The organism is Pseudomonas sp. Z003-0.4C(8344-21) (assembly GCF_900104975.1).
GTDB lineage: Bacteria > Pseudomonadota > Gammaproteobacteria > Pseudomonadales > Pseudomonadaceae > Aquipseudomonas > Aquipseudomonas granadensis.
Map to the genome: position 1 here is coordinate 3,561,859 of NZ_LT629756.1, position 24,437 is coordinate 3,586,295.

At 60.1% G+C, this 24,437-nt stretch carries 21 protein-coding genes and 2 riboswitches; of the genes, 7 read left to right on the plus strand and 14 right to left on the minus strand.

What is annotated here, in order from left to right; translation table 11 throughout:
• Positions 1-26 precede the first annotated feature (26 nt).
• From BLU24_RS16210 to BLU24_RS16245, 8 genes are all read right to left on the minus strand, one after another.
• Entirely contained in the window at positions 27-791 is a 765-nt protein-coding gene (locus tag BLU24_RS16210; protein ID WP_090283236.1) for an IclR family transcriptional regulator, read from the minus strand.
• Positions 792-1,002: 211 nt separating this feature from the next.
• Positions 1,003-1,392: a RidA family protein gene (locus BLU24_RS16215; protein ID WP_090283235.1), complete on the minus strand. Its 390-nt coding sequence runs from the start codon at positions 1,390-1,392 to the stop codon at positions 1,003-1,005.
• Positions 1,393-1,421: 29 nt separating this feature from the next.
• On the minus strand, positions 1,422-2,213 hold the full coding sequence (locus tag BLU24_RS16220; protein ID WP_090283234.1) for an amino acid ABC transporter ATP-binding protein: 792 nt from the start codon (positions 2,211-2,213) through the stop codon (positions 1,422-1,424).
• Entirely contained in the window at positions 2,210-2,872 is a 663-nt protein-coding gene (locus BLU24_RS16225; RefSeq protein WP_093101832.1) for an amino acid ABC transporter permease, read from the minus strand. Before BLU24_RS16225 ends, BLU24_RS16220 begins: the two co-directional genes overlap by 4 nt.
• Positions 2,873-2,881: 9 nt before the next feature.
• A complete protein-coding gene (locus tag BLU24_RS16230) occupies positions 2,882-3,544 on the minus strand; it encodes an amino acid ABC transporter permease (protein ID WP_093101833.1) in 663 nt (220 codons plus the stop codon).
• Between the two features lie 51 nt (positions 3,545-3,595).
• The gene (locus BLU24_RS16235; RefSeq protein ID WP_093101834.1) at positions 3,596-4,444 is read right to left on the minus strand and encodes a transporter substrate-binding domain-containing protein; all 849 of its coding nucleotides are present in this window, start codon (positions 4,442-4,444) and stop codon (positions 3,596-3,598) included.
• A 275-nt stretch (positions 4,445-4,719) separates the two neighbouring features.
• Entirely contained in the window at positions 4,720-4,956 is a 237-nt protein-coding gene (locus BLU24_RS16240) for a type II toxin-antitoxin system RelE family toxin (RefSeq protein ID WP_231990162.1), read from the minus strand.
• Positions 4,957-4,990: 34 nt separating this feature from the next.
• On the minus strand, positions 4,991-5,239 hold the full coding sequence (locus BLU24_RS16245) for a type II toxin-antitoxin system Phd/YefM family antitoxin (protein ID WP_093101835.1): 249 nt from the start codon (positions 5,237-5,239) through the stop codon (positions 4,991-4,993).
• A gap of 246 nt (positions 5,240-5,485) precedes the next feature.
• On the opposite strand from BLU24_RS16245, the gene BLU24_RS16250 reads away from it, so the two are divergent.
• Complete coding sequence (locus tag BLU24_RS16250; protein ID WP_093101836.1) at positions 5,486-5,920, plus strand: thioredoxin family protein; 435 nt, start codon at positions 5,486-5,488, stop codon at positions 5,918-5,920.
• A gap of 157 nt (positions 5,921-6,077) precedes the next feature.
• Positions 6,078-7,154, plus strand: coding sequence for a GGDEF domain-containing protein (locus BLU24_RS16255; protein WP_093101837.1), 1,077 nt, complete (start codon positions 6,078-6,080; stop codon positions 7,152-7,154).
• A gap of 141 nt (positions 7,155-7,295) precedes the next feature.
• Here BLU24_RS16255 and BLU24_RS16260 read toward each other — a convergent pair whose 3' ends face one another.
• From BLU24_RS16260 to cobW, 5 genes are all read right to left on the minus strand, one after another.
• The gene (locus BLU24_RS16260; RefSeq protein ID WP_090283228.1) at positions 7,296-8,855 is read right to left on the minus strand and encodes a TerC family protein; all 1,560 of its coding nucleotides are present in this window, start codon (positions 8,853-8,855) and stop codon (positions 7,296-7,298) included.
• Between the two features lie 317 nt (positions 8,856-9,172).
• Positions 9,173-9,913, minus strand: coding sequence for a VWA domain-containing protein (locus BLU24_RS16265; protein ID WP_093101838.1), 741 nt, complete (start codon positions 9,911-9,913; stop codon positions 9,173-9,175).
• On the minus strand, positions 9,838-10,860 hold the full coding sequence (locus tag BLU24_RS16270; RefSeq protein ID WP_093101839.1) for an ATP-binding protein: 1,023 nt from the start codon (positions 10,858-10,860) through the stop codon (positions 9,838-9,840). Before BLU24_RS16270 ends, BLU24_RS16265 begins: the two co-directional genes overlap by 76 nt.
• A 303-nt stretch (positions 10,861-11,163) precedes the next feature.
• Positions 11,164-15,012, minus strand: coding sequence for a cobaltochelatase subunit CobN (gene cobN / locus BLU24_RS16275; protein ID WP_093101840.1), 3,849 nt, complete (start codon positions 15,010-15,012; stop codon positions 11,164-11,166).
• A 3-nt stretch (positions 15,013-15,015) separates the two neighbouring features.
• The gene (gene cobW / locus BLU24_RS16280; RefSeq protein WP_041478704.1) at positions 15,016-16,086 is read right to left on the minus strand and encodes a cobalamin biosynthesis protein CobW; all 1,071 of its coding nucleotides are present in this window, start codon (positions 16,084-16,086) and stop codon (positions 15,016-15,018) included.
• A 101-nt stretch (positions 16,087-16,187) separates the two neighbouring features.
• Positions 16,188-16,399: riboswitch (cobalamin riboswitch) on the minus strand.
• 84 nt (positions 16,400-16,483) lie between these two features.
• Positions 16,484-16,705: riboswitch (cobalamin riboswitch) on the plus strand.
• A 117-nt stretch (positions 16,706-16,822) separates the two neighbouring features.
• Here cobW and BLU24_RS16285 point away from each other — a divergent pair.
• The 4 genes from BLU24_RS16285 to cobM all read left to right on the plus strand — a co-directional run bounded on the left by BLU24_RS16285 (position 16,823) and on the right by cobM (position 18,967).
• Positions 16,823-17,020, plus strand: coding sequence for a CbtB domain-containing protein (locus BLU24_RS16285; protein WP_093101841.1), 198 nt, complete (start codon positions 16,823-16,825; stop codon positions 17,018-17,020).
• Between the two features lie 10 nt (positions 17,021-17,030).
• Positions 17,031-17,732, plus strand: coding sequence for a CbtA family protein (locus BLU24_RS16290; RefSeq protein ID WP_093101842.1), 702 nt, complete (start codon positions 17,031-17,033; stop codon positions 17,730-17,732).
• Entirely contained in the window at positions 17,729-18,142 is a 414-nt protein-coding gene (locus BLU24_RS16295; RefSeq protein ID WP_039758622.1) for a cobalamin biosynthesis protein, read from the plus strand. The genes BLU24_RS16290 and BLU24_RS16295 overlap by 4 nt, the downstream gene beginning before the upstream one ends.
• 78 nt (positions 18,143-18,220) lie before the next feature.
• A complete protein-coding gene (gene cobM, locus BLU24_RS16300; RefSeq protein WP_093101843.1) occupies positions 18,221-18,967 on the plus strand; it encodes a precorrin-4 C(11)-methyltransferase in 747 nt (248 codons plus the stop codon).
• Between the two features lie 100 nt (positions 18,968-19,067).
• Here cobM and nfuA read toward each other — a convergent pair whose 3' ends face one another.
• Positions 19,068-19,652, minus strand: coding sequence for a Fe-S biogenesis protein NfuA (nfuA, locus tag BLU24_RS16305; protein WP_003225494.1), 585 nt, complete (start codon positions 19,650-19,652; stop codon positions 19,068-19,070).
• A gap of 269 nt (positions 19,653-19,921) precedes the next feature.
• On the opposite strand from nfuA, the gene BLU24_RS16310 reads away from it, so the two are divergent.
• On the plus strand, positions 19,922-24,418 hold the full coding sequence (locus BLU24_RS16310; protein ID WP_093101844.1) for an SET domain-containing protein: 4,497 nt from the start codon (positions 19,922-19,924) through the stop codon (positions 24,416-24,418).
• Positions 24,419-24,437: the final 19 nt, after the last annotated feature.

Consider the following 24,437-nt stretch of genomic DNA (forward strand, 5'->3'; position numbering starts at 1 on the left):
GTTGTCACGGCCGCAGGCAGCCGCGTTTATTCGTTGATGCGCCGGGCGAGACTGTTGGCGCTCTCGATCAGTACCCGGCGATAGTCGTCGTAATGGGTTTTCGCGTCGGCCCGTGGCGCGACGATGCACAAGGTACAAATCGCTACGCCTTGCGGGTTTTTGACCGGCGCGGCGAAGCAATGGGTGAAGGTGTCGGCGACACTGTCGAAGGAGAAGAAACCGTCGATGCCGGCCTGACGGATCTCCGCCAGAAAGCGCTCCAGCGGCAGACGTTCGCCGTCGGGCAGGATGTAGTCGTCTTCGTCGATCAGATCGATGATCTGCTGGTCGCTCAGGTGCGCCAGCAGCAGACGCCCCGAGGCTGTCCACGGGATCGGCGCGTTCTCGCCGATGTCGGAGGAAATACGGAAATGCCGCTCGCCTTCCTTCATCAGCGCCACCGTGTATTTGCGCCCGTTGAGCAGGCACATCTGCGCGGTTTCGCGGGTCTGGCGGACGATTTCCTGCAAGGCGTGATCGGCTTCGCGACTGAGGTCGAAATGGCGCAGGTGCGCCTGGCCGAGAAAATACAGCTGGCGGCCGAGATAGACATGACCGTCCTTGCCCACCGGTTCCAGGATTCGCCGTTCGAGTAACGAGGCAACCAGCTCGTAGACCGTTGATTTCGGGCTGCCGATGCCGTTGGCAATGTCGTTCGGGCGCAGCGGCTGGCCGATTTCCTTGAGGAAATCGAGGATATCGAACGCCCGGTCCAGACCGCGAGCCCGGCGCTTGATGGTGTCTTCGGTCATATCAGTGGTTCCCATTCAAAGTCGCCGGATGGTAACTGGCCCTTGGTGTCGTGTCAGCGGCATTGCTGCCCTCACCCCCCGCCCTCTCCCGGAGGGAGAGGGAGCCTGATCGTATCGATGCACATGTTGTGGTGAGCCGACAAAACCTGCATCGACAGCGATCAGTCCCCTCTCCCTCCGGGAGAGGGCTAGGGTGAGGGGAAGCCATCACTCAGGCCTTCTTCCTGTACGCGATGCAATCAATCTCAACCTTGCAATCGACCATCATGCTCGCCTGCACACAAGCCCGCGCCGGGGCGTGTTCGGGTTTGAAATATTCGCCGAAGACCTTGTTGAAGCTGCTGAAATCGCGCGGATCGTCCAGCCACACACCGACCCGCACCACATCCTCCAGGCCATAACCCGCCTCTTCGAGAATCGCGATGAGGTTTTTCATGGTCTGGTGAGTCTGTTCGACGATGCCACCAACAATGATCTCGCCCTCCACCGCTGGCACCTGGCCGGAGACGTGCAGCCAGCCATCCGCTTCGACTGCGCGCGCGAAGGGACGTGGCTGACCGCCGGCGGCAGTGCTGCCGGTGCCATAACGAGTAATGCTCATGGGTGTTTCTCCTGATTACAAAACAAAAATTAGAACCGCGTGTTTTTCAGAAACTCGGCCAGACGCGGTGATTGCGGGCGCTCGAACAGTTCCTTGGGAGGCCCCTGCTCTTCGATTCGCCCCTGATTCATGAAAACGATCTTGTCCGACACCTCGAAGGCAAACCGCATCTCGTGGGTCACCAGCAACATGGTCATGCCGTCCTCGGCCAAGCCCTTGATCACGTTGAGCACTTCGCCGACCAATTCGGGGTCCAGGGCTGAGGTGACCTCGTCGAAAAGCATCAGGCTCGGGTTCATCGCAATCGCCCGGGCAATCGCCACGCGCTGTTGCTGACCGCCGGACAACTGGCCGGGAAAGTGATTGCGCCGCTCCAGCAGGCCGACGCGCTCCAGCCATTTCTCGGCGAGCACCACGGCTTCGTCTTTGTGCATCTTTTTCACCTTGAGCAAGCCCAGAGTGACGTTCTGCAACGCGGTCAGATGCGGGAACAGATTGAATTGCTGGAACGCCATGCCGGTCATCGCGCGATGCCGGGCGATGACTTTTTCCGCGTGACGTACGCGCTTGCCGTTGACCTCGTCATAGCCGATGGATTCACCGTCGAGCAGAATCTGCCCACCCTGAAATTCCTCGAGCATGTTTACGCAGCGCAGCAACGTGGTCTTGCCCGAACCACTGGAACCGATCAGCGTTACCACGTTGCCGCGCTGCATGCTCAGGTCGACACCTTTGAGCACTTCGACCGCGCCGTACTGTTTGTGCAGGCCGCGAATGTCCAGCAGCGCCTGATTCTGTGGGGAAACTTGAGCTTGAGTCATGGCAGGGCCACCCGCTTTTCAATGTGCCGGCCGAGTAATTCGATGCCGAAGTTGATGACGAAGAACAGAAAACCGGCGAACAGATAGAACTCCAGGGTCATGAAGTTCCGGGCGATGACCTGCTGCGTGCTGAGCAGCAATTCAGCCACGCCGATCACCGAGAGCAAGGTTGAAGCCTTGACGATTTCCGTGGACGAGTTGACCCAGGTTGGCAAAATCTGCCGCAATGCCTGAGGCAACAGCACGTAACCGAGGGATTGGTAAAACGTCAGACCGATGGCTTTGCCCGCTTCCATCTGCCCGCGTGGCAACGCTTGCAGCGCGCCGCGGACAATCTCGGCGACGTGCGAGCCGCAAAACAGCGTCAGGCCCAAGGCGCCGGCCTGAAAGGCACTGATCTGCCAACCCAGCGCCGGCGCCATGTAGAAGCAAGCCAATACCAATACAAACACGGGTGTGCCGCGAATCAGATCGACGTAAAAACGAAATGGCGCACGCATCCACAAGCGCCCGTAAGTCAGCACCAATCCGGCGACAACGCCCAGCAAGGTGCCGAGCACAATCGCCAGCGCCGACACTTGCACACTGGTCAGAAAACCTTGGAAAAGCGGCTCTCGGGCAACCCACAATTCATGCAGCCAATCAGGTGATTCGTACATCGCAAGCTCCTATCGGCGGATCGCCAGACGCTGCTCCAGGTACCGCAGCAGCATGGCAATGAGGTAACAGGCCGCGACATACAACACCGTGGTCACCAGCCAGGTTTCGATCACCCGGTAGCTTTCGACGTTGATCTTGCGCGCGTAATAAGTCAGCTCCGGCACCGCAATCGCAGCCGCCAGCGAAGTGTCCTTGAACAGCGAAATGAAGTTGTTCGACAGCGCCGGCAAGACGTTGCGCAGCATCACCGGCACGGTGACGTAGGCCTTGACCTGCCACTCGCCCAGCCCGATTGCCAGCCCGGCTTCGCGCTGGCCTTTGGGAATGCTCAGCAAGCCACCGCGGAAAACTTCGGTCAGATACGCGCCGGCATACAGCGACAGCGTGATGATGAACGAAGGAATCTTGTCCAGCCGGATGCCGAGGCTCGGCAAGGCAAAGTAGATCAACAGGATCAACACCAGAATCGGCGTATTGCGTACCACCGTGACGTACACCGAGGCCAGCACCCGCAAGGCGCGATGCTTCGACAGCAAGGCAAACGCCATCAGCAGGCCGATCACGCAGCCGATGGCGATCGACACCAGCGCCAGTTGCAGGCCCAGACCGAGCCCCGCCAGCAAGGTGTCGAAATCGCGCCACACGGCGGCAAAGTTCAACTGATAGTTCATGGTCAGCAGTACCTTGAGCGAGGCGACGGCAATCGCCCCGCTCTCACGGGATCATTTGAATTCGACAGGGAAACCGATGGCCGGCGACGGCAGATCTACACCGAACCACTGCTTGAACGACGCGGCGTAGGTCGGGAATTCAACCCCGGTCATGGCTTCATGCAAAGCGGTGTTGACGAAGTTCAACCAGTCCTGATCGCCGCGTTTGACGGCGCAGGCGTAGGTCTGCGGGCTCCAGGCGTAAGCCGGGCTGCGATAGCGGCCAGGGTTCTGCACCATCAGGTATTTGACCGAAGACTGGTCGGTGGCAGCCGCGTCGGCGCGGCCGGAGTTCACTGCCTGATACATCAGATCGACGCTGTCGTACTGATCAACCTTGGCCTTGGGCAATGCCTGATGCACCAGTTCCTCGGCGTAGACGTTTTGCAGCACAGCAACGGTGACGTCGTCGCCCGCCGCTTGCAGGTCTTCGATTTCCTTGTACTTGCTGTTGTTCGGCAACAACAGACCGACCCCTTCGCGGTAATACGGCAGGGTGAACGCCACTTGCTGCGCGCGGCTGGCAGTGACGGTGATGAACTGACAGCTCATGTCGACCTTGTCGGTGAGCAGGTTGGGGATCCGTGCATCGGACGACTGCACGACAAACTCGACCTTGCTCGGGTCGTTGAACAGACCTTTGGCCACCATCCTGGCGATGTCGATATCGAAACCCTGCAACTTGCCGTCCGCGCCTTGAAAGTGCCAAGGCGCATTGGTGCTGCCCGTGCCGACAATCAATTTGCCGCGAGCCAGCACACTGTCGAGCTTGCTCTCGGCAGCCTGGGCCAGGCCCATCACGGTTGATGAAGCTGCAAGAACGAAAACACATGCTTTGAACAACGAAGGACGGCGATGCATGGCAAGCACTCCAAAATGGTGTTTATTCCGCTATACCGGAACACGGTTTGTTACTACGGAATAGACAGCAGAAAGTGTGCCACAGCCCTGGTCAGAAATCTGCGTGGGGTTTAAAGGTTTTTAGAATCAAGGGGATGCGATAACAATATTGCTTGAGGGTGGCGAACTGAAGGGAGCGGTTGTGCTACCGAACGCTACTGCAGGCGGGTTTCAGATTCCCAAATGGGGTGGGGTTGGGCGAATTCAGTGCATCTAACGAAGAGCCAGAATTGCAATCAGCGTTTAGCGGCAGCCTCATATACATCGCCCCCGGCTCTTTTGCCGATGGCGATCACTGTGACAATCAGCACCTCGTCGCTCACTCTATATACCAGCCGATAGCCGGCGCTTTGAAGTTTGATTTTGTATGCATTGCCCAAGCCTTTCAGACGAGCCGAGGGAATGTGTGGATTCAACAGTCTTTCCGCGAGCTTGTTCTTGAACTTCTCCTTCACAACTGAGCCAAGCTTCATTCACTCCTTCCAGGCTAGTTCCGAAAACTCCAGCTCATAAGTCATCTATGGAGACCCTGATCGTTGGGTCGTTTTCCCGCTCCTTGCACAGCGCAATCAGCTCCAGATCATCCAGACGCGTCATCATCGCCTCATACTCTTTGGCAGGAATGCAATAAAACGCTGGCTGATTTCGGTTAAGGATTGCGACCGAATGCCCGTCACCTGCTGCTACCGTTCCCATCGGATCTTTTTTCAATTCAGAAATACTCGCTACAACGTTGGAGAGGACGATATGTGCCATCAAGATGCTCCTCGGCGTACTTTAAGAAGTACCAGAAATAGCACCCCGAGAAGCGGTTGACTTGATGCATCGAGCCTAACACGTCATTTCATTCATCATTTCTGCCTTGGATGTCAGTGCGCTCTACCATTTTCGTGGGATAAATCCGAGACTTCAGGCCAGCACCTGTAATTTCTGACAGTAGACGTCCTCACATACCCTCCTTTAACGTCGCCAGACCTCACCGTCGTTGAAAAGGAGCCTTCAATGAGCGCATCCACCCCTGCGGCAACGCTGGCACCGGTTTATCGCAAAGCCCTGAAAACCTGGCGCCCGGTCATCCTGTATTTTGCCAACGAGCACTGCCCCGCGTGCGAATGGGCCGGTCCTGTTTTTCGTCAGACAGCCGAACCCTACCGCCACCGTGCCAACGTTTACATGCTCGACACCAGCCAGACGCCGCGCCATCCGTTGGTCACCGGTACGCCCACGGTGCTGTTCTATCGCAACGGCAAATTGCAAAAAAAGCTCAAGGGCATCGGCACTGAAGAGACGCTTGCAGAAGATTTCGCACGGTACGTTGGCAAGACCAAAGCGCCTGCCGCACAGGGGCGCAAGTCCGAGCATGATCTGGTCTGGTTGCGTCGAGCGCTGCGGTCGTTATGCATGGTCGGTCGTGCCAGCCACCGTGTACGCGGATAAGCTGGCAGCTCATTCGCGCTGAGCGTCACTGAAAAATCCTCACACAGACAGGAATTGGACAACTGTCCATCCGGCTGCTTTGCTCTTGAGCGAATACGCAGCGCTACAGCCCTTCAGGCGCGTGGCCGCTGCCATCAAAACAAGCAGCAGGGCGAGCATGTTCGAGAGCATAGAAGCGCAGGCATTGAAGGAAAGCGCGTCGGCGCCGTTGAGAAGCGAGTTTCTTCAGCGCGAATTCGAGCGGCTGAAAACCTTCAGCCTGCTGATTTACGTGGTCAGCATTTTCATGTGGCTGTTGTTCGACCTGATCGTCAGTTTCATGGGCGGACAAGGCTTCACCTGGCGCTCGATGGTCTTTCTTGGCGTCTTCGGTGTGTTGACGCTGGTGCTCGGGTTTACTCGCAAAGCCGCGCATTTCGATGTGCTCACCGTGTTGTTGGTCCTGGGCCTGACGGTCGGCGTGCGAATGATCGTCGATGGCCTGCCGCCTGCGGTGCACAGCTCGTGGCTGATGCTCGCCGCTGCGAGCCTGCTGTACAGCGTTTCGGTGTTGCCGTTGCGGCGCTGGGCGTTTTTTGCCGTGCAGGTGGTTATCTGGCTGGTGCTCAACCCGTTCCTCGGTACCAGCACCGAACTGAGCGAACTGCGCGGCGTACTGACCGCCTGTTACAGCGTGTTCCTCTGCGCGCTGACCCTGTACGCGTTTTTGAAGTTTCGCGAGGCGCGGTTCAGCAACTACATCATGTCCAGATTGCTGCTGGATCAGGCGTACAACGATCCACTGACGCAAATTCCCAACCGTCGTGCGTTCATGACGCACGCGCAGCAGCGTCTGCAAGCAATCCCGCGCGAATACGATCACTTTCTGATGATGATCGACATCGACAATTTCAAGAAGGTCAACGACACCTACGGCCATGACATCGGTGACGAAGTGCTCAAACGCGTCGCTGCCGATATCAAAACCGTGATGGCTGAATTCGACTATGCGCGCCTGGGGGGTGAAGAGTTCGCGATCTATCTGCCGGCCGTGCGCCGCGAAGACGCTGCCGGGCTGGCCACCGAGCTGTGCCGTTTGGTTCGTGAACAGCCTGCCGAGCACCCGGTCACCATCAGCGTCGGCATTACCCGGGTCGAGGATGGCGACACGTTGAATCAGGCGTTGATCAAGGCGGATGCGGCGTTGTATGAGTCCAAACACACCGGCAAGGACCGATACACCTTTCATTCATGAAGCTGCGTCGCTTGACTGATCGCCATCGCTGGCAAGCCAGCTCCCACAGGGATGCGTAAGGCATTCGATCTGAAGCAAACACAAAACCTGTGGGAGCCAGCCTGCTGGCAATGGCGGAGGGTCAGGCAATGACCATCACAATCATGCCGCAGCGCGCTCCAGCAACACTCGCGTGACCCGTCGTTCTTCCACTGCTTTCACCGTCAATTGCCAGCCTTCGTATGCCAGCCGGTCGCCCTTCATCGGCAAGCGATCCAGCAAACTCATCACCAGGCCAGCCATGGTTTGGTAATCCTCGGTCGGCTCGGCGGCGAACCCGGTTCGTTGGCGCACTCGAGCCAGTGGCAAAGCGCCGCTGACCAGATAGCCGCCCTGCTCCTCCAGCACGTCCGGGCCTTCGATTTCGCTGGCGTCGGGCAACTCGCCGGCAATCGATTCGAGAATGTCGGTCATGGTCAGCACACCGACAAAATCACCGAACTCGTTGACCACAAACGCAATGTGCGTCGAGGCCGCGCGCATCTGTTCCAGCGCGTTGAGGATCGAATAGCTGTCAAGCAGGTTGACGGTCTGGCGGGCCAGTTGCTCAAGGTTTGGCTCGGCGCCGGCCAGATAGTCCTTGAGCAGTTCCTTTTTGTGGACAAAGCCCAACGGCTCATCCACCGCGCCGTTGCGTATCAACGGCAGGCGAGAGTAGGACGAATGCATCAACTTCGTGCGAATCGTCTCCGCGTCATCGGCCAAATCAATGGCGTCGACGTCGGCACGCACCGTCATCAACTGGCGAATGGGTCGCTCGGCCAGTTGCAGCACGCCGCTGATCATCACCCGCTCGCGACGGTCGAACAGCTCTGAACTCGGCGCGTCACCGTTGTCGAGCAGGTCAGAGATTTCTTCTCCGACCTCTTCCGCGGCCAGGGTGCGACCGCCGAGCAAGCGCATCACCGCGTGGGCCGTGCGCTCGCGCAACGGGCGCACGCCCTGCATCGAGCGTTTGCGGCGCGCCCGGGCAATCTGGTTGAACACCTCGATCAGGATCGAGAAACCGATGGCCGCATACAGGTAACCCTTCGGAATATGAAAACCCAGACCTTCGGCGGTCAGGGCGAAACCGATCATCATCAAAAAGCCCAGGCACAGCATGATCACCGTCGGGTGCGCATTGACGAAGCGGGTCAACGGCTTGCTGGCGACGATCATCAGGCCGATGGAAATGATCACAGCGATCATCATCACCGCCAGTTCATCGACCATGCCCACCGCCGTAATCACCGCATCGAGCGAGAACACCGCGTCCAGCACCACGATCTGCGCAACGATCGGCCAGAACAGCGCGTACGCCGCGTTGGTGGTGCGTTCACCGACATGACCTTCCAGCCGCTCATGCAACTCCATCGTCGCCTTGAACAGCAGGAACACGCCGCCAAACAGCATGATCAGATCACGCCCGGAGAAGCTTTTGCCGAACACTTCGAACAGCGGCTGTGTCAGCGTGACCAGCCAGGAAATGCTCGCCAGCAAGCCCAGACGCATGATCAGCGCCAGCGACAGGCCGATGATTCGCGCGCGGTCGCGCTGATGCGGCGGCAGTTTGTCCGCGAGAATCGCAATGAACACCAGGTTGTCGATACCCAGCACCAGTTCCAGCACGATCAATGTCAACAAGCCCAACCAGGCTGTGGGATCCGCTAACCATTCCATAAAACGTCTCGATCTCTCTCAGTGAGTTCAGGCTGCCGGACACGACAAAGCGCAACGCGAAGGCTCAAGAGCCGCATTGGCAAAGATAGTCGGAAGTCGAAAAACCGGATGCTGCGCGAGCATCAAGACCGCGCCGTGGCGCCAGGAGACGGGATAACTGGGGGGCTCCGAGAGGGTGTTCATGCAAATCCTGAAGGAAAAATGGCCTTGGAGCGTACCGCCTCAAGACACATTTTCCCCAGTGGCAAATCGTTTCAAGATCTGTACGAATGGGCCTGACGGCAGTTCCGTTCGCGAGCACTCTTGAAACGCGATCGTCAATGCACAGCAAGATCATCGATGTGCCGATAGTCGGCCCCCAGCGCTTCGGCAAGCACCTGCGCACGTCCCAGGCGAATCGGTCCACGCTCGATATCAATCAGCAATCCCGGGCAATCCAGCATCGGCAGCCCGGAACATTGCTTCAAACGCCCGTCGGTCACCACGAGCAATCGCTGCAGTTCGGCGGGGAAGCGCTTGCGCCGTTGCCCCAGCCATTGCTGCGCCTGCTGCAACGCCGCGAGCAACGGCGTGCCACCACCCGCCCCCAACGCTTGCAGCCACGCTTGCAGACCGCTGGACGCTTTGAGTCCCTGCACTTGCCATTTCGGCGTCGAACCACTGGCGGTCAACAAAGCGAGCCGCGCGCGTTGGCGGTAGGCATCGTCGAACACTTGTGCGAGCAGACCTTTGGCATCGCTCAGCGCCTGATGGCGTCTGGTCGAAGCAGAGGCATCGACAATCACCAGCCACAACTCATGCGGCGAGCGGGTGCGCAGCTGAAACAGCAGGTCTTCACGCAGTCGTGGCCGCCCGTTTATCAACGTGCCCGGCCAGTTCACCGAGCCATTCCTGGCGCTGTGGCGCTTGCCTTGGCGTCCGTTGTCGAGCCGTCCGGCGCGGGGTCTGGCATTCGCCCCCGCGTCGGATCGGGGGCGAATGCCTAGGGCTTTTTTGGCCAGGCGGGCACTTCTCGTCGAGTGCCGGTGGCGAGCGCCGGTGCCGGCATATCGCCCCACTGGCCCTGCCCTTCGCTCACGGTGCTTTGCGCCTGATTCGGCGCCTGTGGCGGTTGTTGTGGCTGTTGCTGCTGTTGCGGGCTCGGCGGCACCGAGGGTTCGCGACGACGATGGCGCAGGGCAAACTCGGCCACGGCGTCAATATCTTCCTCGCCAATCACTGCCGCCCCACGCCATGCCGCGTGCGCGCGGGCTGCGCGCAGCCATACCAGATCGGCGCGCAAGCCATCCACGCCGGCGGCGAAACAGCGTTCGGTTATCTGCCCCAGCGCGGCATCGTCCAGTTCGATGCCGGTCAGTGCGATGCGCGCACGCTCACAGCGCTCACGCAGGCTTTGTTGCGCGATGGCCCATTGCGCACAAAAGGCCTGCGGATCGCTGTCGAAATCCAGCCGCCGACGAATGATCTGGCCGCGCTCGGTCGGTTGCGTATGGCCGCTGAGCGCGACGTTCAGACCAAAGCGGTCGAGCAACTGCGGGCGCAACTCGCCTTCTTCCGGGTTCATCGTGCCGATCAGGACAAATTTCGCCGAATGACGATGGGAAATCCCGTCGCGTTCGATCAGGTTGGTGCCGCTGGCGGCGACGTCGAGCAGCAGATCGACCAGGTGATCAGGCAACAGATTGACTTCATCGACGTAGAGCACGCCGCCGTCAGCCTTGGCCAGCACGCCGGGGGAAAACTGCGCGCGACCGTCGCTCAGGGCGGCGTCGAGATCGAGGGTGCCGACCAGACGTTCTTCGGTCGCGCCCAGCGGCAAGGTGACGAACTGGCCGCTGGCGAGCAGGTCCGCAAGGCCGCGGGCCAGGGTCGATTTGGCCATGCCGCGCGGACCTTCGATCAGCACGCCGCCGATTTTCGGATCGATGGCGGTGAGGCACAGGGCGAGCTTGAGATCATCGGCGCCGACCACGGCGGAGAGGGGGAAATGTGGGGTGTCGGTCATGTGTGGGTTCTCTGGCGTGGTCGTTGGTGGTCTTCAATGTTCTGGTGTGTCAGGTAAAGCCCCTCACCCTAGCCCTCTTCCGGAGGGAGAGGGAACTGATTCGGGTGTTCTCCAATGTTGCGGGGTGTCAGGTAAAAGGCCCTCACCCTAGCCCTCTCCCGGAGGGAGAGGGGACTGATCGAGGTGATCTCACGAATTGCATTGATCTGATAGTTCGAGTCGAACATAGGTTTCGAATACAACACAGATCGGCCCCCTCTCCCTCCGGGAGAGGGCTGGGGTGAGGGTTGGCTTTTGCAGGCGCTACCCATCTTCCTCGATATCCAGCAGTAAATTCTCCAGCGCTTCCTTATAAGCCCCCGGCTCCTGCCACATGCCGCGCTGCTGCGCTTCGAGCATGCGTTCGGTCATGTCTCGCAAGGCATGCGGATTGTGCTCGCGGACAAACTCCCGGGTCTGCGGGTCCAGCAAATAGGCGTCGGCCAGCAACGCATATTGATGATCGTCGATCAATTGCGTGGTCGCGTCGAAGGCAAACAGGTTATCGACCGTCGCGGCCATCTCGAACGCACCTTTATAGCCGTGGCGCTTGACCCCGTCGATCCACTTCGGGTTTGCTGCGCGTGAACGAATCACCCGGTTCAGCTCTTCTTTCAGGGTGCGGATTTTCGGCAAATCAGGTTGGCTATGATCGCCGTGATAACTCGCCGCCGCTTCGCCGCGCAGGCTTTCCACGGCGGCAAGCATGCCCCCCTGGAACTGGTAGTAATCGTTGGAATCAAGCAGGTCATGCTCGCGGTTGTCCTGATTCTGCAACACCGCCTGCACCTGACTCAGACGCTGGACGAACTGCTCGCGTGCAGCGGTCCCCTCGTCGGCGCCGCCATAGGCGTAAGCGCCCCAGTTCAGATAAACCTCGGCGAGGTCTTCGCGGCTCTGCCACAGGCGACCGTCGACAGCGCCCTGCACGCCAGCGCCGTAAGCACCGGGTTTGGCGCCGAAGATGCGCCAGCCGGCCTGGCGCCGCGCGGTGTCCTCGTCGACGCCGGACTGACGCAGCGCCTCGCGCTCGGCGCGCACTTTGGCCGCCAGCGGATTGAGGTCGTCCGGCTCGTCCAGCGCCGCAACCGCTTGCACCGCGGCGTCGAACAAGCGAATCAGGTTGGCAAACGCATCACGGAAAAATCCCGAGACGCGCAACGTCACATCGACGCGCGGGCGGTCGAGCAGGCTCAGCGGCAGAATCTCGAAATCATCGACACGCTGACTACCGGTGGCCCATACCGGGCGCACTCCCATCAACGCCATGGCCTGAGCGATGTCGTCGCCGCCAGTGCGCATGGTGGCGGTGCCCCAGACCGACAGGCCGAGCTGACGCAAATGGTCGCCGTGATCCTGCAGATGCCGTTCGAGGATCAGCGTCGCTGACTGAAAACCGATACGCCACGCGGTGGTGGTCGGCAGGTTGCGCACATCCACCGAATAGAAATTGCGCCCGGTCGGCAGCACGTCGAGGCGCCCGCGACTGGGCGCGCCGCTCGGGCCGGCGGGGACGAAACGGCCACTGAGAGCGTCGAGCAGACCGCGCATTTCTGCCGGGCCGCAGGCGTCGAGGCGTGGTGCGATGACCTCACGCAAATTATCAATGATTAACCCGACTTCAGCCCACCCCGATTCCTGTAGGAGTGAGCCTGCTCGCGATGGCGGTGTGTCAGTTGATTTGATGTTGGCTGATCCACCGCTATCGCGAGCAGGCGAAGGCCTACAAGGGATATGCAGGGATTCGGAGATCAGCTCGGTGGCGAACAATTCGAGGCGTTCGCGGGTGTCGCCGGCGGTGCGCCAGACTTCGTCGGTGACGGTTTGCAGTTCGCTTGGACGCGGTCCCTCCCACGGCTCGGCCAGAGCGCAATCCAGTGGATCGAAACCTAGTTCAAACGCTTTTGCCACCGCGCGCAGCAGGCTCGATTGCGCGCCCTTGCCGTCACCGCGCGGAATCCGCAGCAAGGCCAGCAAGGTATCGATGCGCAACCGCCCGCTCGGCGATTCGCCGAAGATATGCAGGCCATCGCGAATCTGCGACTCCTTCAAATCACACAGATACGTATCCAGACGCGGCAACCAGATCGCCGCGTCGGCGTCACTGTCCAGCGCGGCGTCGAGTTGCAGCTCGCGGTCAATCTGCGTATCACGCACCAGTTGCAGAATGTCGCGCTGCAATTCCCGGGCGCGGCGCGGGTCGAGCAACTGCGCTTCGTAATACTCGTCGGCGAGCAGTTCGAGATTGCGCAACGGCCCGTAGGTTTCCGCGCGGGTCAGCGGCGGCATCAGGTGGTCGATGATTACCGCTTGCGTACGCCGTTTGGCCTGGGCGCCCTCGCCCGGGTCATTGACGATGAACGGATAGATATTCGGCAGCGGCCCGAGCAGCGCGTCCGGCCAACAATTCTCCGACAGGCCGACGCCTTTGCCTGGCAGCCATTCGAGGTTGCCGTGCTTGCCGACATGGATCACCCCGTGCGCGCCATAGGTGTTGCGCAGCCAGAAATAGAACGCCAGATAAGCGTGCGGCGGGACCAGGTCCGGGTCGTGATAAACCGCACTCGGGTCGACCTGATAACCACGCGCCGGCTGAATGCCGACGAAGGTCAGACCGAAACGCAGCCCGGCGATCATCATGCGTCCGTCGCGGCACATCGGGTCGTTGTGCGGCGCGCCCCAACGCGCGATCACGGCGGCGCGGTTGGATTCAGGCAATGCATCGAACATCGCCATATAAGTGTCCATCGCCAGGCTTTGCTGGCATGGGCGCAGGTCAATCGTCTCGAGATCGTTGCTGACGCCGCCGAGCAATTGCTGGATCAACTCGCTGCCGCTGCCTGGCAAATCGGCCGAAACCGGATAGCCCTCAGCCTGCAACGCACGCAGGATATTCAGCGCTGCCGCTGGCGTGTCGAGGCCGACACCGTTGCCGATGCGCCCGTCGCGGGTCGGGTAGTTGGCGAGAATCAGCGCGATGCGCTTTTCGCTGTTCGGTACCCGCGCCAGATCAGTCCAGCGCCGCGCCAGTTCAGCAACAAAATCCATGCGATCGGGTTGCGCGCGATAGCACACCACATCCGATTGGCTGCGCTCGCTGCGCCAGGCCAGATCCTTGAAGCTGATCGGCCGACTGATGATGCGCCCGTCAAGTTCCGGCAAGGCGATGTGCATGGCCAGATCGCGCGGGCCCAGGCCTTGCTCGCTGTCGCGCCAGCCGGGCTCGTTGTCCTGGGCGCAGATCGCCTGGATCACCGGAATATTGCGACGAAACGGTCGCAGGTGCGGCGCTTCGGGACTGGACTGGGCAAAACCGGTGGTATTGAGGATCACCCCGGCCTCGACTTCGTCCAGCCAATCCTCGACCACCGTCAGGCAGCCGGGTTCTTTCAGGCTGGCCACGGCGATGGGCAAAGGATTGAGCCCCGCAGCTTGCATGCGCTGGCAAAACACATCGATGAACCCAGTGTTGGCTGCTTGCAGGTGCGAGCGGTAAAACAGCAGCGCCGCGACCGGTTGTGCGGGCAGCCATTCAGCTTGCCAGTCACTCAGGGCAGCAGTAGTTTTGGTCGGGTGGTAAATCGCTGTACGCGGCAAGGTTTGCGGCTCGCCCCACGGGTAATCGCGGGCGAACCAGCGATTGCCCAGGCAGCGGAAAAAATCCAGCGCGTTGCCCAGTCCACCCTGACGCAAGAACTGCCAGAGACGGTCACGGTCCACCGCGCTGACGGTGCTCAAGTCGCTGAGTTCCGGGTCGGGGCGATCGTCGCCCGGCACCAGAATCACCTGCACGCCGCGCTCGGACAATTCCACCAGGCGCTCGACGCCATACCGCCAGTAGGCAATCCCGCCGTGCAGCGAAATCAGAATCAGCTTGGCGTGGCGCAACACTTCATCGACGTAAAGATCGACCGACGCGTGATTCTGCACCTGCATCGGGTTGGCCAGACGCAGGCTCGGGTAGTCTTGCGGCAACTGCTGCGCCGCTTCGGCGAGCAGCGCAAGGCTGGAATCGCCGCTGCACAGGATCACCAACTCGGCGGGCGTCTGGCCAAGGTCGGCAATGTTGTCATCCGAGACGAAACCGCCGGGCTGGGTCCTGAGCAGGTGCATGGCTTAAACGCTGAGCGCGGCGCGCAGTTGCGCTTCGAGCTGCGCTGCATCCAATTCCTGGCCGATCAACACCAGACGCGTTACGCGCGCTTCGTCGGCGCCCCACTGACGGTCAAAATGCTTGTCGAAGCGCGTACCTACGCCTTGAATCAGCAAGCGCATCGGCTTGTTCGGAATCGCGGCGAAGCCTTTCACGCGCAGGATGCCGTGTTGCACCACCAGTTGCGTCAGCGCGTCGAGCAGCAGGCTTTCGTCGGCTTGCGGCAGTTCGATAGAGATCGAGTCGAAGGCGTCGTGATCGTGGTCATCGTGATCGTCATCACCGTCGTGGTGATGGTCGTGGTGACTGTGACGGCTGTCGATGTGTTCTTCGGAACCGGCGCCGAGGCCGATCAGCACGTCCAGCGGCAGACGGCCGTTGCTCGCTTCAATGATTTTTACCGCAGGTGGCAACTCTTCGGCGACTTCAGCGCGCACACGCGCCAGATCTTCCGGACTGGTCTGGTCGGCTTTATTGAGGATCACCAGATCGGCGCTGGCCAGTTGGTCGGCGAACAGTTCGTGCAGCGGAGACTCGTGATCGAGGTTCGGGTCAAGCTTGCGCTGGGCATCGACCTGATCCGGGAACGCGGCAAAGGTGCCGGCGGCCACGGCCGGGCTGTCGACCACAGTGATCACCGCATCAACGGTGCAGGCGCTGCGGATTTCCGGCCACTGGAAGGCTTGCACCAACGGCTTGGGCAAGGCCAGGCCCGAGGTTTCGATGAGGATGTGATCGAGATCGCCGCGACGCGCGACCAGTTCGCGCATCACCGGGAAGAATTCTTCCTGCACGGTGCAGCACAGGCAGCCGTTGGCCAGTTCGTAAACGCGGCCGCTGGCTTCTTCTTCGGTGCAGCCGATGGTGCATTGCTTGAGGATTTCACCGTCGATGCCCAGCTCGCCAAACTCGTTGACGATCACCGCAATGCGCCGGCCCTGAGCATTGTCGAGCATGTGCCGCAGCAAGGTGGTTTTGCCCGAACCGAGGAAACCGGTGACGATGGTGACGGGGAGTTTGGCCAGTGTTTTCATCGGTATGCCCTTTGGCAAAGCGGCGGGCATACGGGACGAGAACCGGCCACGCGCAGGCGCGCCGGAAGTGTTCGCCACCGGATCACCCCGCCCGGTTGAAAGTGAGAATCTGTGACGAGGCAGGTCTCCTGGCTGACAGTGTTCAGGCGCCGGGCCTGGCATTCGCTGCGCCTTCCCGCGGGCTCGTGGACCGAGCTGGCAGTGGCGTGGCAGCGAACTTCACCGTTCACAGTTGCGGGGGCAGCCGCGGCTTTGACCGCGTTCCCTTCTTAGCTTCGACAGATGCCGAAGAACCTCGAAGGCGCAAGGCTACGCATGGGTTGATGATGGGTCAATGCTTTGGTTTCGTGGATATTCACTACTGCCCGAAATTGACTCAAACCCACCCGCATGCTCTCCTGTACGCCTTGTTACGGGTGCCCTTCACAGGGTGAAACGGGAAACCGGTGAATCATGTGCTTTACTCAGAGCCATGTCAGTCCGGTGCTGCCCCCGCAACGGTAAGCGAGCGAAGCGTCAAAACCACTGTGCCAACCCGGCATGGGAAGGTGACGCTTGCAGGTCGGCCAGGCGCCAACCCCTCGCGAGCCCGGAGACCGGCCCGCAATACACAGTGCGCTATCGGCGTCACTGGACATAACAAACCCGCGGTGGGCGGGCGCTGTTCGTACCTCCGCGTGTCCGTCACGCAGGGTCCGCATGCGTTCGACTGCCCCTTACACTATAGGGAAGCGCCATGTCGATCATCAGCAGCACCGGCAGCAACACGGATAAAATCGCCAGCACCACCACCCTGAGCCAACGCCTGATTGCCGCCGCCTTCGCCTCGATTCTCGGCGCGGGCCTGGTGTATTTCGCCGGTTTTTCGCATATCGAAGCGGTGCACAACGCCGCCCACGATACCCGCCACAGCGCCGCGTTTCCGTGCCACTGAGACCTGTCGAATGATCAAGCGAATTGCGCAAACCGCAGGTTTCAGCGGCCTGCTGGCCGCCCTGCTCCTCACACTGCTGCAAAGCTTCTGGGTCTCACCGCTGATTCTTCAGGCCGAAACCTTTGAAAAATCCGAACCGGTCGCCCAAGTCCACGAACACGCGGCCGGCACCGCAGCGCACAGCCATGACGGCGAAGCCTGGGAGCCGGAAAACGGCTGGCAGCGCGTGGTTTCGACCACCGGTGGCAATCTGGTGGTGGCGGTCGGTTTCGCTCTGATGCTTGCCGGTCTGTACACCCTGCGTGCGCCGCGCTCAACCGCGCAAGGCCTGCTCTGGGGGCTGGCCGGTTACGCGACGTTCGTGCTGGCGCCAACGCTGGGCCTGCCGCCGGAATTGCCGGGCACCGCTGCGGCTGATCTGGCGTCGCGGCAGATGTGGTGGATCGGCACTGCGGCCTCGACCGCCGTCGGCCTGTCGCTGATCGCCTTCAGCCGGCACTGGCTGATGAAGCTGCTCGGCGTAGCGATTCTCGCGGTGCCGCATGTGATCGGCGCGCCGCAGCCGCTGGTGCATTCGATGCTCGCGCCCGAGGCGCTGGAAAGCCAGTTCAAGATCGCTTCGCAGTTGACCAACGTGGCGTTCTGGCTGGCCCTGGGCCTGATCAGCGCCTGGTTGTTCCGCCGCAACAGCGACGGTCACTACCACGCATGAGCGATGACCGCGCGGCGTCCACGCTGGTGGTCGGCCTCGGCTGCCAACGCGGCTGTCCGACCAGCACGCTGCGCGCGTTGCTCGACCAGGCCTTGCAGGCGCACCGCATCGAGCTCAAGTCAATCAAGGCCTTGGCCAGCATCGATTTGAAGCGCGACGAACCGGGCCTGCAGGAACTGGCCGTACAACTGGCCTTGCCCCTGCTGTACTTCAGCAGCGAGGAATTGGCCGGTTACCAGTCAATGCTCAGCCACCAGTCGCAAATCGCTTACGAACGCACCGGCTGCTACGGCGTGGCGGAAAGCGCAGCGCTGGCGCTTGCCGAACAACTCCTGCAGGCGCCGGCAAAGCTGCTGATCAGCCGACAAAAATACGCTCAAGCCACTCTGGCGTTGGCCGGCGCCGCGTAAATCCTGATAATCGCCGCCATCCATCATGAACAATCTTCATCTGAAGCGTTGTCGCGCCTCTTCTCCAAGGATCCAACGATGACCGTTTATTTCATCGGCGCCGGCCCCGGCGACCCGGAATTGATCACTGTCAAAGGCCAACGGTTGATCCGACACTGTCCGGTGATCATCTATGCCGGTTCACTGGTACCCGCCGCAGTGCTCGAGGGGCACCAGGCGCAAACCGTGGTCAACAGTGCAGAGCTGCACCTTGAGCAGATCATCGAGCTGATCAAGACCGCGCATGCCGAAGGCCATGACGTCGCACGGGTACATTCCGGTGATCCGAGCCTGTACGGCGCGATCGGTGAGCAGATTCGTTATCTGCGTGAGCTTGGTATCCCGTTCGAGATCATTCCGGGCGTGACGGCCACCGCCGCCTGTGCGGCGCTGCTCGGAGCCGAACTCACCCTGCCGGATGTGTCGCAAAGCGTGATTCTGACTCGCTATGCCGACAAGACTGCGATGCCGGCGGGCGAAGAACTGGGCAATCTGGCCCGGCATGGTGCAACCATGGCGATTCACCTGGGGGTCAATCATCTGGAGAAGATTCTTGTGGAGTTGTTGCCGCATTACGGTGCGGATTGTCCGATTGCGGTGATTCACCGGGCGACGTGGCCGGATCAGGACTGGGTGGTGGGCACGCTTGCGGACATTGCGGACAAGGTTGCAGCGAAAGGCTTTCGGCGTACCGCGTTGATTCTGGTCGGGCGGGTGCTGGGGAGTGAGGTGTTCAGCGAGTCGTCGTTGTATCGGGCGGGGCATGCGCATCTTTATCGCCCTTGATGGCCTCTTCGCGAGCAGGCTCGCTCCCACCCTGGGTAAAGCGGGGGCATAAAAAAACGGCGCTCACGGGGCGCCGTTTTTCATATTCGCAGCGAACGCCTTAGTAGTAGGCGTTTTCTTTCTGCGTGTGGTCGGTCACGTCGCGCACGCCCTTGAGCTCAGGGATGCGCTCGAGCAGCGTGCGCTCGATGCCTTCCTTCAAGGTCACGTCGGCCTGGCCGCAGCCCTGGCAACCGCCACCGAACTGCAACACCGCAATGCCGTCTTCCACCACATCGATCAGGCTGACCTGACCGCCGTGGCTGGCCAGCCCCGGGTTGATTTCGGTTTGCAGGTAGTAATTGATGCGCTCGTTGACCGGGCTGTCAGCGTTGACCATCGGTACTTTGGCGTTTGGCGCCTTGATGGTCAGCTGGCCGCCCATGCGGTCGGTGGCGTAGTCGACCACGGCGTCGTCGAGAAACGCTTCGCTGAACGAATCGATATACGCGGTGAAGCTTTTCAGCCCCAGCGCCGTATCTTCAGGCTTTTCTTCGCCCGGCTTGCAGTAGGCAATGCAGGTCTCGGCGTACTGGGTGCCAGGCTGGGTGATGAAGACGCGGATGCCGATGCCCGGGGTGTTCTGCTTGGACAGCAGATCAGCCAGGTAGTCGTGGGCGGCGTCGGTAATGGTAATGGCGGTCATGGAAACTCCTCGCAGGCTTGGGCGCAGTTTACGCCAATCGGCGCGCGGGACAAAGTCCCAGTATTTTTGTCGGAAAAAGCCGGGCGTATGCCGTCGCCCGCAAGCTGCCGACGGCGACGGCTGGGCGCTTGATCGGTTGGTGCGCCGTTAACAAATGGAAACCGAAGCGCATTCGCACCCATATATATGTATACCTCAGCCGGTTTTCCGCACCCCTATATTCAACGCCTTCGACTATTTTTCCAGCCGCTACGGTTCAAAGGCCTTGAATGTCTACTTCGTTATCCAGTTTCTACAACAAGACGCCCCCGCGCAGATTGCAGGATCTCAACCACCTGATCAGTTACCTGCATGAGCTCATCGACGATAACGTCAACATGGGTGCCAGTCAGCTCTATTACTACCCGCCCGCCACCTCTGAATTGGGGCGCGAGTGCAAGGAAGCCTTTCGCGTCTTGAAAAAACTCGAGACAGACGAAGATTTCATAACGCATCTCTCCATGCCTGCCAAGGTCGATCAATCGTTGTTGGGCAACGATTTCCTGGAAGACTTTCTGTCCTCCCAATTGAGTTCCACGAAGTCGCCAACACCTGACCCTGCGGAAGTTTTCCCGATCGCCGGTCACTCGGTAACGCTCAGAGATGTTCCGATTTATTGGTCCATCGACGTGGATGTCTTGCTGGATATCTACGGCAAGGTCGGAAACGGGCTCAAAAGCGACGGTTCGGTGCGCTTCGACCTGGTGCTGGCCTGGTACGCGCTGATTCCGCGGCGTCCCGCCAAACATGCCGACTGGCAGCGCCTGCTGCACAACCTGGTTGAGCATCGCGCGTTATGGCTGCTCGGACATCACGGTCCCGTCAGCGACTTCGAACACTTGTTCAGCGCTGAGGGCGACGAAACGATCATGCGGGTTGTCCGCCAAATCGAAGCCGAAACATCACGCTGCCTGCTGGCAAATGTCGTACCGGTGAAACCCAATGGCAGATTTGAAACGTTGAGCCAAACCACGCCGGTAGCACTTCTGGAAACAGCCCTGCAGTCGGCCGATAACCTGCAACTGGCGCAACGTATTGCCAGGGAACTGGATTGGTACACCGCAAAGAACAAGCAAGATGGCCCAGCCAGTGTTTTGACGAAATTGTTGTGGCGAGCGCTCTGGCTGAGCATCAAACCAGGCGCGCACACCAACAATCAAAACGAGTTGCAGATACTGATCGAGCCCGCCTGTAGTTATTCGTCCATACAAAAATCATTGATCGAAGAATTTCAAAGATCACTTCACGTCGAGCGGCCCATTGCCTTGTTAGCGGTGGCCATCATGAAGAGCAATGTGGCCAGCGAAGCGTGGGTTCAGGACATCCCCGACGCACTGCCGTATGCCACGTCGAGCACCTGGGTCAATTTCAAGAGTGGTTTCATACTTGCCGAATCCGTCGCGCCCGGCTCATCGCGGCACATGACTTTCGAACAGCTGCTCAACCTGCCGGCAGAGCATTTTCGGGCTTTTGCGCATGATATCGAGCAACAGCGACTGGTTGCCGCCGCCAAGGTCCGCCCGACGGTGGAGTGGGCGGCGGCGATGGGATTGTTCGCCACACGTCAGACGGCTTACCCGGTCAGCGAAATAGAACTGGCATTGAGCACGCTGGAACAGCATGAGCAAGAAATGCTCGATGCCCTGAACAACCTCGCGCTGAGCCCGCCGAGTCGATTTCGCTATGAGTCAGACGCGGCGTATGACCAAGCGTTTCATGCCTGGCTGATCACTCCAGGAGCCGCCTATAAGTCCCTGATCAAGACGTTGCTCGCCCAGTACCTGCCCGCATGCCGGGGTGATCTTGAGCGGGACGAAGTGACTGTTTACTCGCTGCGGCTACCGCTCAACGACACGCAGGTCGAACATGAGAACAAGACCAACACCGACGCGGTGCGTGGCCGCTGCGGGTTCATTCTGAGAATGGTCAACCCGGTGTATCCGGCAAAGGCCCGCTACATGGAAGTCTTCCCGCTCGCGGGTATCGTGCGTTTGCGCGAAAACATCGACTCGCTGCCTGTCGGCGGTGAGATCAAGGTCGAGAAAGTCGGTTCCAGCAGCCGCACCAGTCGCGGCGCTTTCAGAAAAGGCACCGAAATGCCTTTTGACTGGGAAGCCTACCGCGACGGCTCGAAACCCAGAGTGCATCAGCACGCCACCTTGATCATGGAGCAGGTCGGCGAAAAATTCATCGCGGTTGCCATTGAGCAACGCGCCCCCGACGTAGCGACACGCACCCTGCCCTTTGCGGCAAATAACCTGACCTCTGCCCGGGCGGAGAATCTCGCGGCGATGATTGCTCGGGAATTGTTTTACAAAGATCAATCGGCCTTGCTCGAAGACACCCGCAAGGCCACGCGCAGCACGGATATCGGCAGGGATTTTCTCGAGGACCTCAGTTTCTGGGGAAAAATGTTCGTGCCGTTCTGGGGCGCCATTGACGACCTGGCATCCGGCGAGTCGCAACGTATCGAGCGCGGCGGGCTCGGCCTGTTCACCGACATCGTTTCGTTTGCCCTGCCCATCGGAAAATATTTCGCCGGCTGTACGCGGGTGGTCAGCCTCGCAGGCAAGATCGGCATTCGCCTCGCCCTGCCAAAATTCGCCACCCTGACGCGAACGCTGTTGATCTCGACGCTGCGCGAACTCAACCCGCTGGAGTCAGTATTGGGATTGCTCAAGCTCGGTCGCTTTACGTTGCGTAAAATCGGCGCTGCGGCAATACGCCAGGCGCGCCTTGGCATTGCCCAACTGCGCGATGGTACGGTGACCGCTCAGCACTTGATCGCGGTTGACCCGACCACCTGGAAACCGCGCCAGCCCGGTGATCGGCTGTGCACCGTCGAAGGGATCGCCAACATTCCCATGCGCAACGTCGGCAGCGTCGATGCGGCGGACTATCGGCTCATCGATGCACTGACCAACAAGGCTTTCGGCCCTCGCTATCGCGAGCCGGTGACTGTGATAAGCAACAACAGCCCGCTGCTGCGCCCCCACGCTGTTCAGCCCCACTGGATTTCCGGCCTCCAGGCCGACTCGCGAGGGATTTTTTTCCGCCCTGAATACAACCAGAAGTTCATTTGCAACATCGATGAATACGGGACTGTCGCCGTTTACCAGGTACGTGAAAACTCCTATGGATTCATTCAGGAGACCGCGCAGACCGGGGAAAACAGCTTTTCCGTGGTACTGGTCAATCCGAAAAACAACCGTGACCTGTCGATCAACCTCTCATCGGTAAAACCCGGTCACTGGTACACCCGGGAAATCCGGGTCAGAGGCGGCGCGCCTGACGATCCCACCGTGACAACCCCGCTGCATCTGCAGAAGTGGTCGCAGTTCAGCGAGCACGTGCTGGAGGTCACCCTTGAGGCGTTCGCGAAAAAACATCGGCTGGACCCGGCCGCTTTCAGGCAATTCGTCCACACAGAAGGGCAATTGAAACCGCTGGGCCAACAAGTACTGGATCGGGCCGACACCGCGCGTACGGTCGTCACCTACGAGCATCTGCGGGACTGGCGCAGCATGTCACAAGAAGGCCGCAACACCCTCAGCCGCGAAGGCTTCGCCGCCACGCACAATCTTGACCCGACGGACTTCATTTCCCACGTCAACACCGATGGCTCGTTCCGGGCACCGGGCAAGGTGTTGGAGAAATATGCCCACAACCAGGCGTTCACGCCTTTGACCGCAGGACACATCGAACAATGGCGAGTGCGTTACATCGCTACCGGATCGGCCAGCACCATGAGTACGTTTCTCGATGACAACAATCTCGACCCGGTGCTCTGGTCAACTTTTGTCAATAATCGGGGTGAATTAAGAAGTGCGGTTCCAGAGTGTTTGCAATTGCTTGCAGCCTCGGATTCAGCGCTCATGCGCGCTCGAAAGGCCCTTCCCCCCGGTGCCGGGATAAAATCCGCTTCCTGGCAGATGCCGCAGCCGCCTTCGCCCCGCGAAACAGGGCCACTTTCGCCGCCGACTGCTGGCAGTTCCAAACGACCTCGACTGGAAAATGCTGCGCCAGACAACGCCCGCGCCACGGATCTGACCCCTTCGCTTGGGCATCACATCAATAACAATGCCCCGATTCTTCAGGACCCAACGGATGTCAGGATCAGTCTGACGCGCAAACTGGAGGGTGATATCGACAATATCACCATCACCGAAACCAATCGTTTTCTCGCTGGGTTTGAGGGTGCCAGACTCAAGGAAATGACGCGCAGAATCACCGAAGACGTTCAGGAATGGATCGCCGATGAAGGCCGCCATCGCGACAGACTGGTCAGTCGTCTCGAGGTCAGACGACCGCTCGACGGTCCGGAACGGGGGCTGTCGGTATTTGCCAAAGTCGATATCGAGCCTTTCGAAGTATTGGGGCCTTACGCCGGCAAACTGCACCGCACCGCCAAATCCGTGCGGGCGGAAATGCTCGAGAAATCCACCGAGAAAGTCAGCACGTTCCTTTTCGCAACGGCAACGAAGGGCGCCACCCTGAGCGGTCATGGCAACAGCAACGTGCTGAGCCTGATCAACGCGGTCAATGTGCCCGGCCAGGCCAACATAGGCGTGGAAAACGTTGGCTCGATCTACGTTGGCAAATACATGGTGTTTTTGCTCGCATGGGAGAAGATTCCGGCGGGCACCGAACTGTTCCTCGATTACGGCACGGATTTCTGGAAAGCCTTCAAGCCCGCTGGGGCAATGTCAGCACCCGCCCCGACATGAGCGCTGCTCAGTATTGACG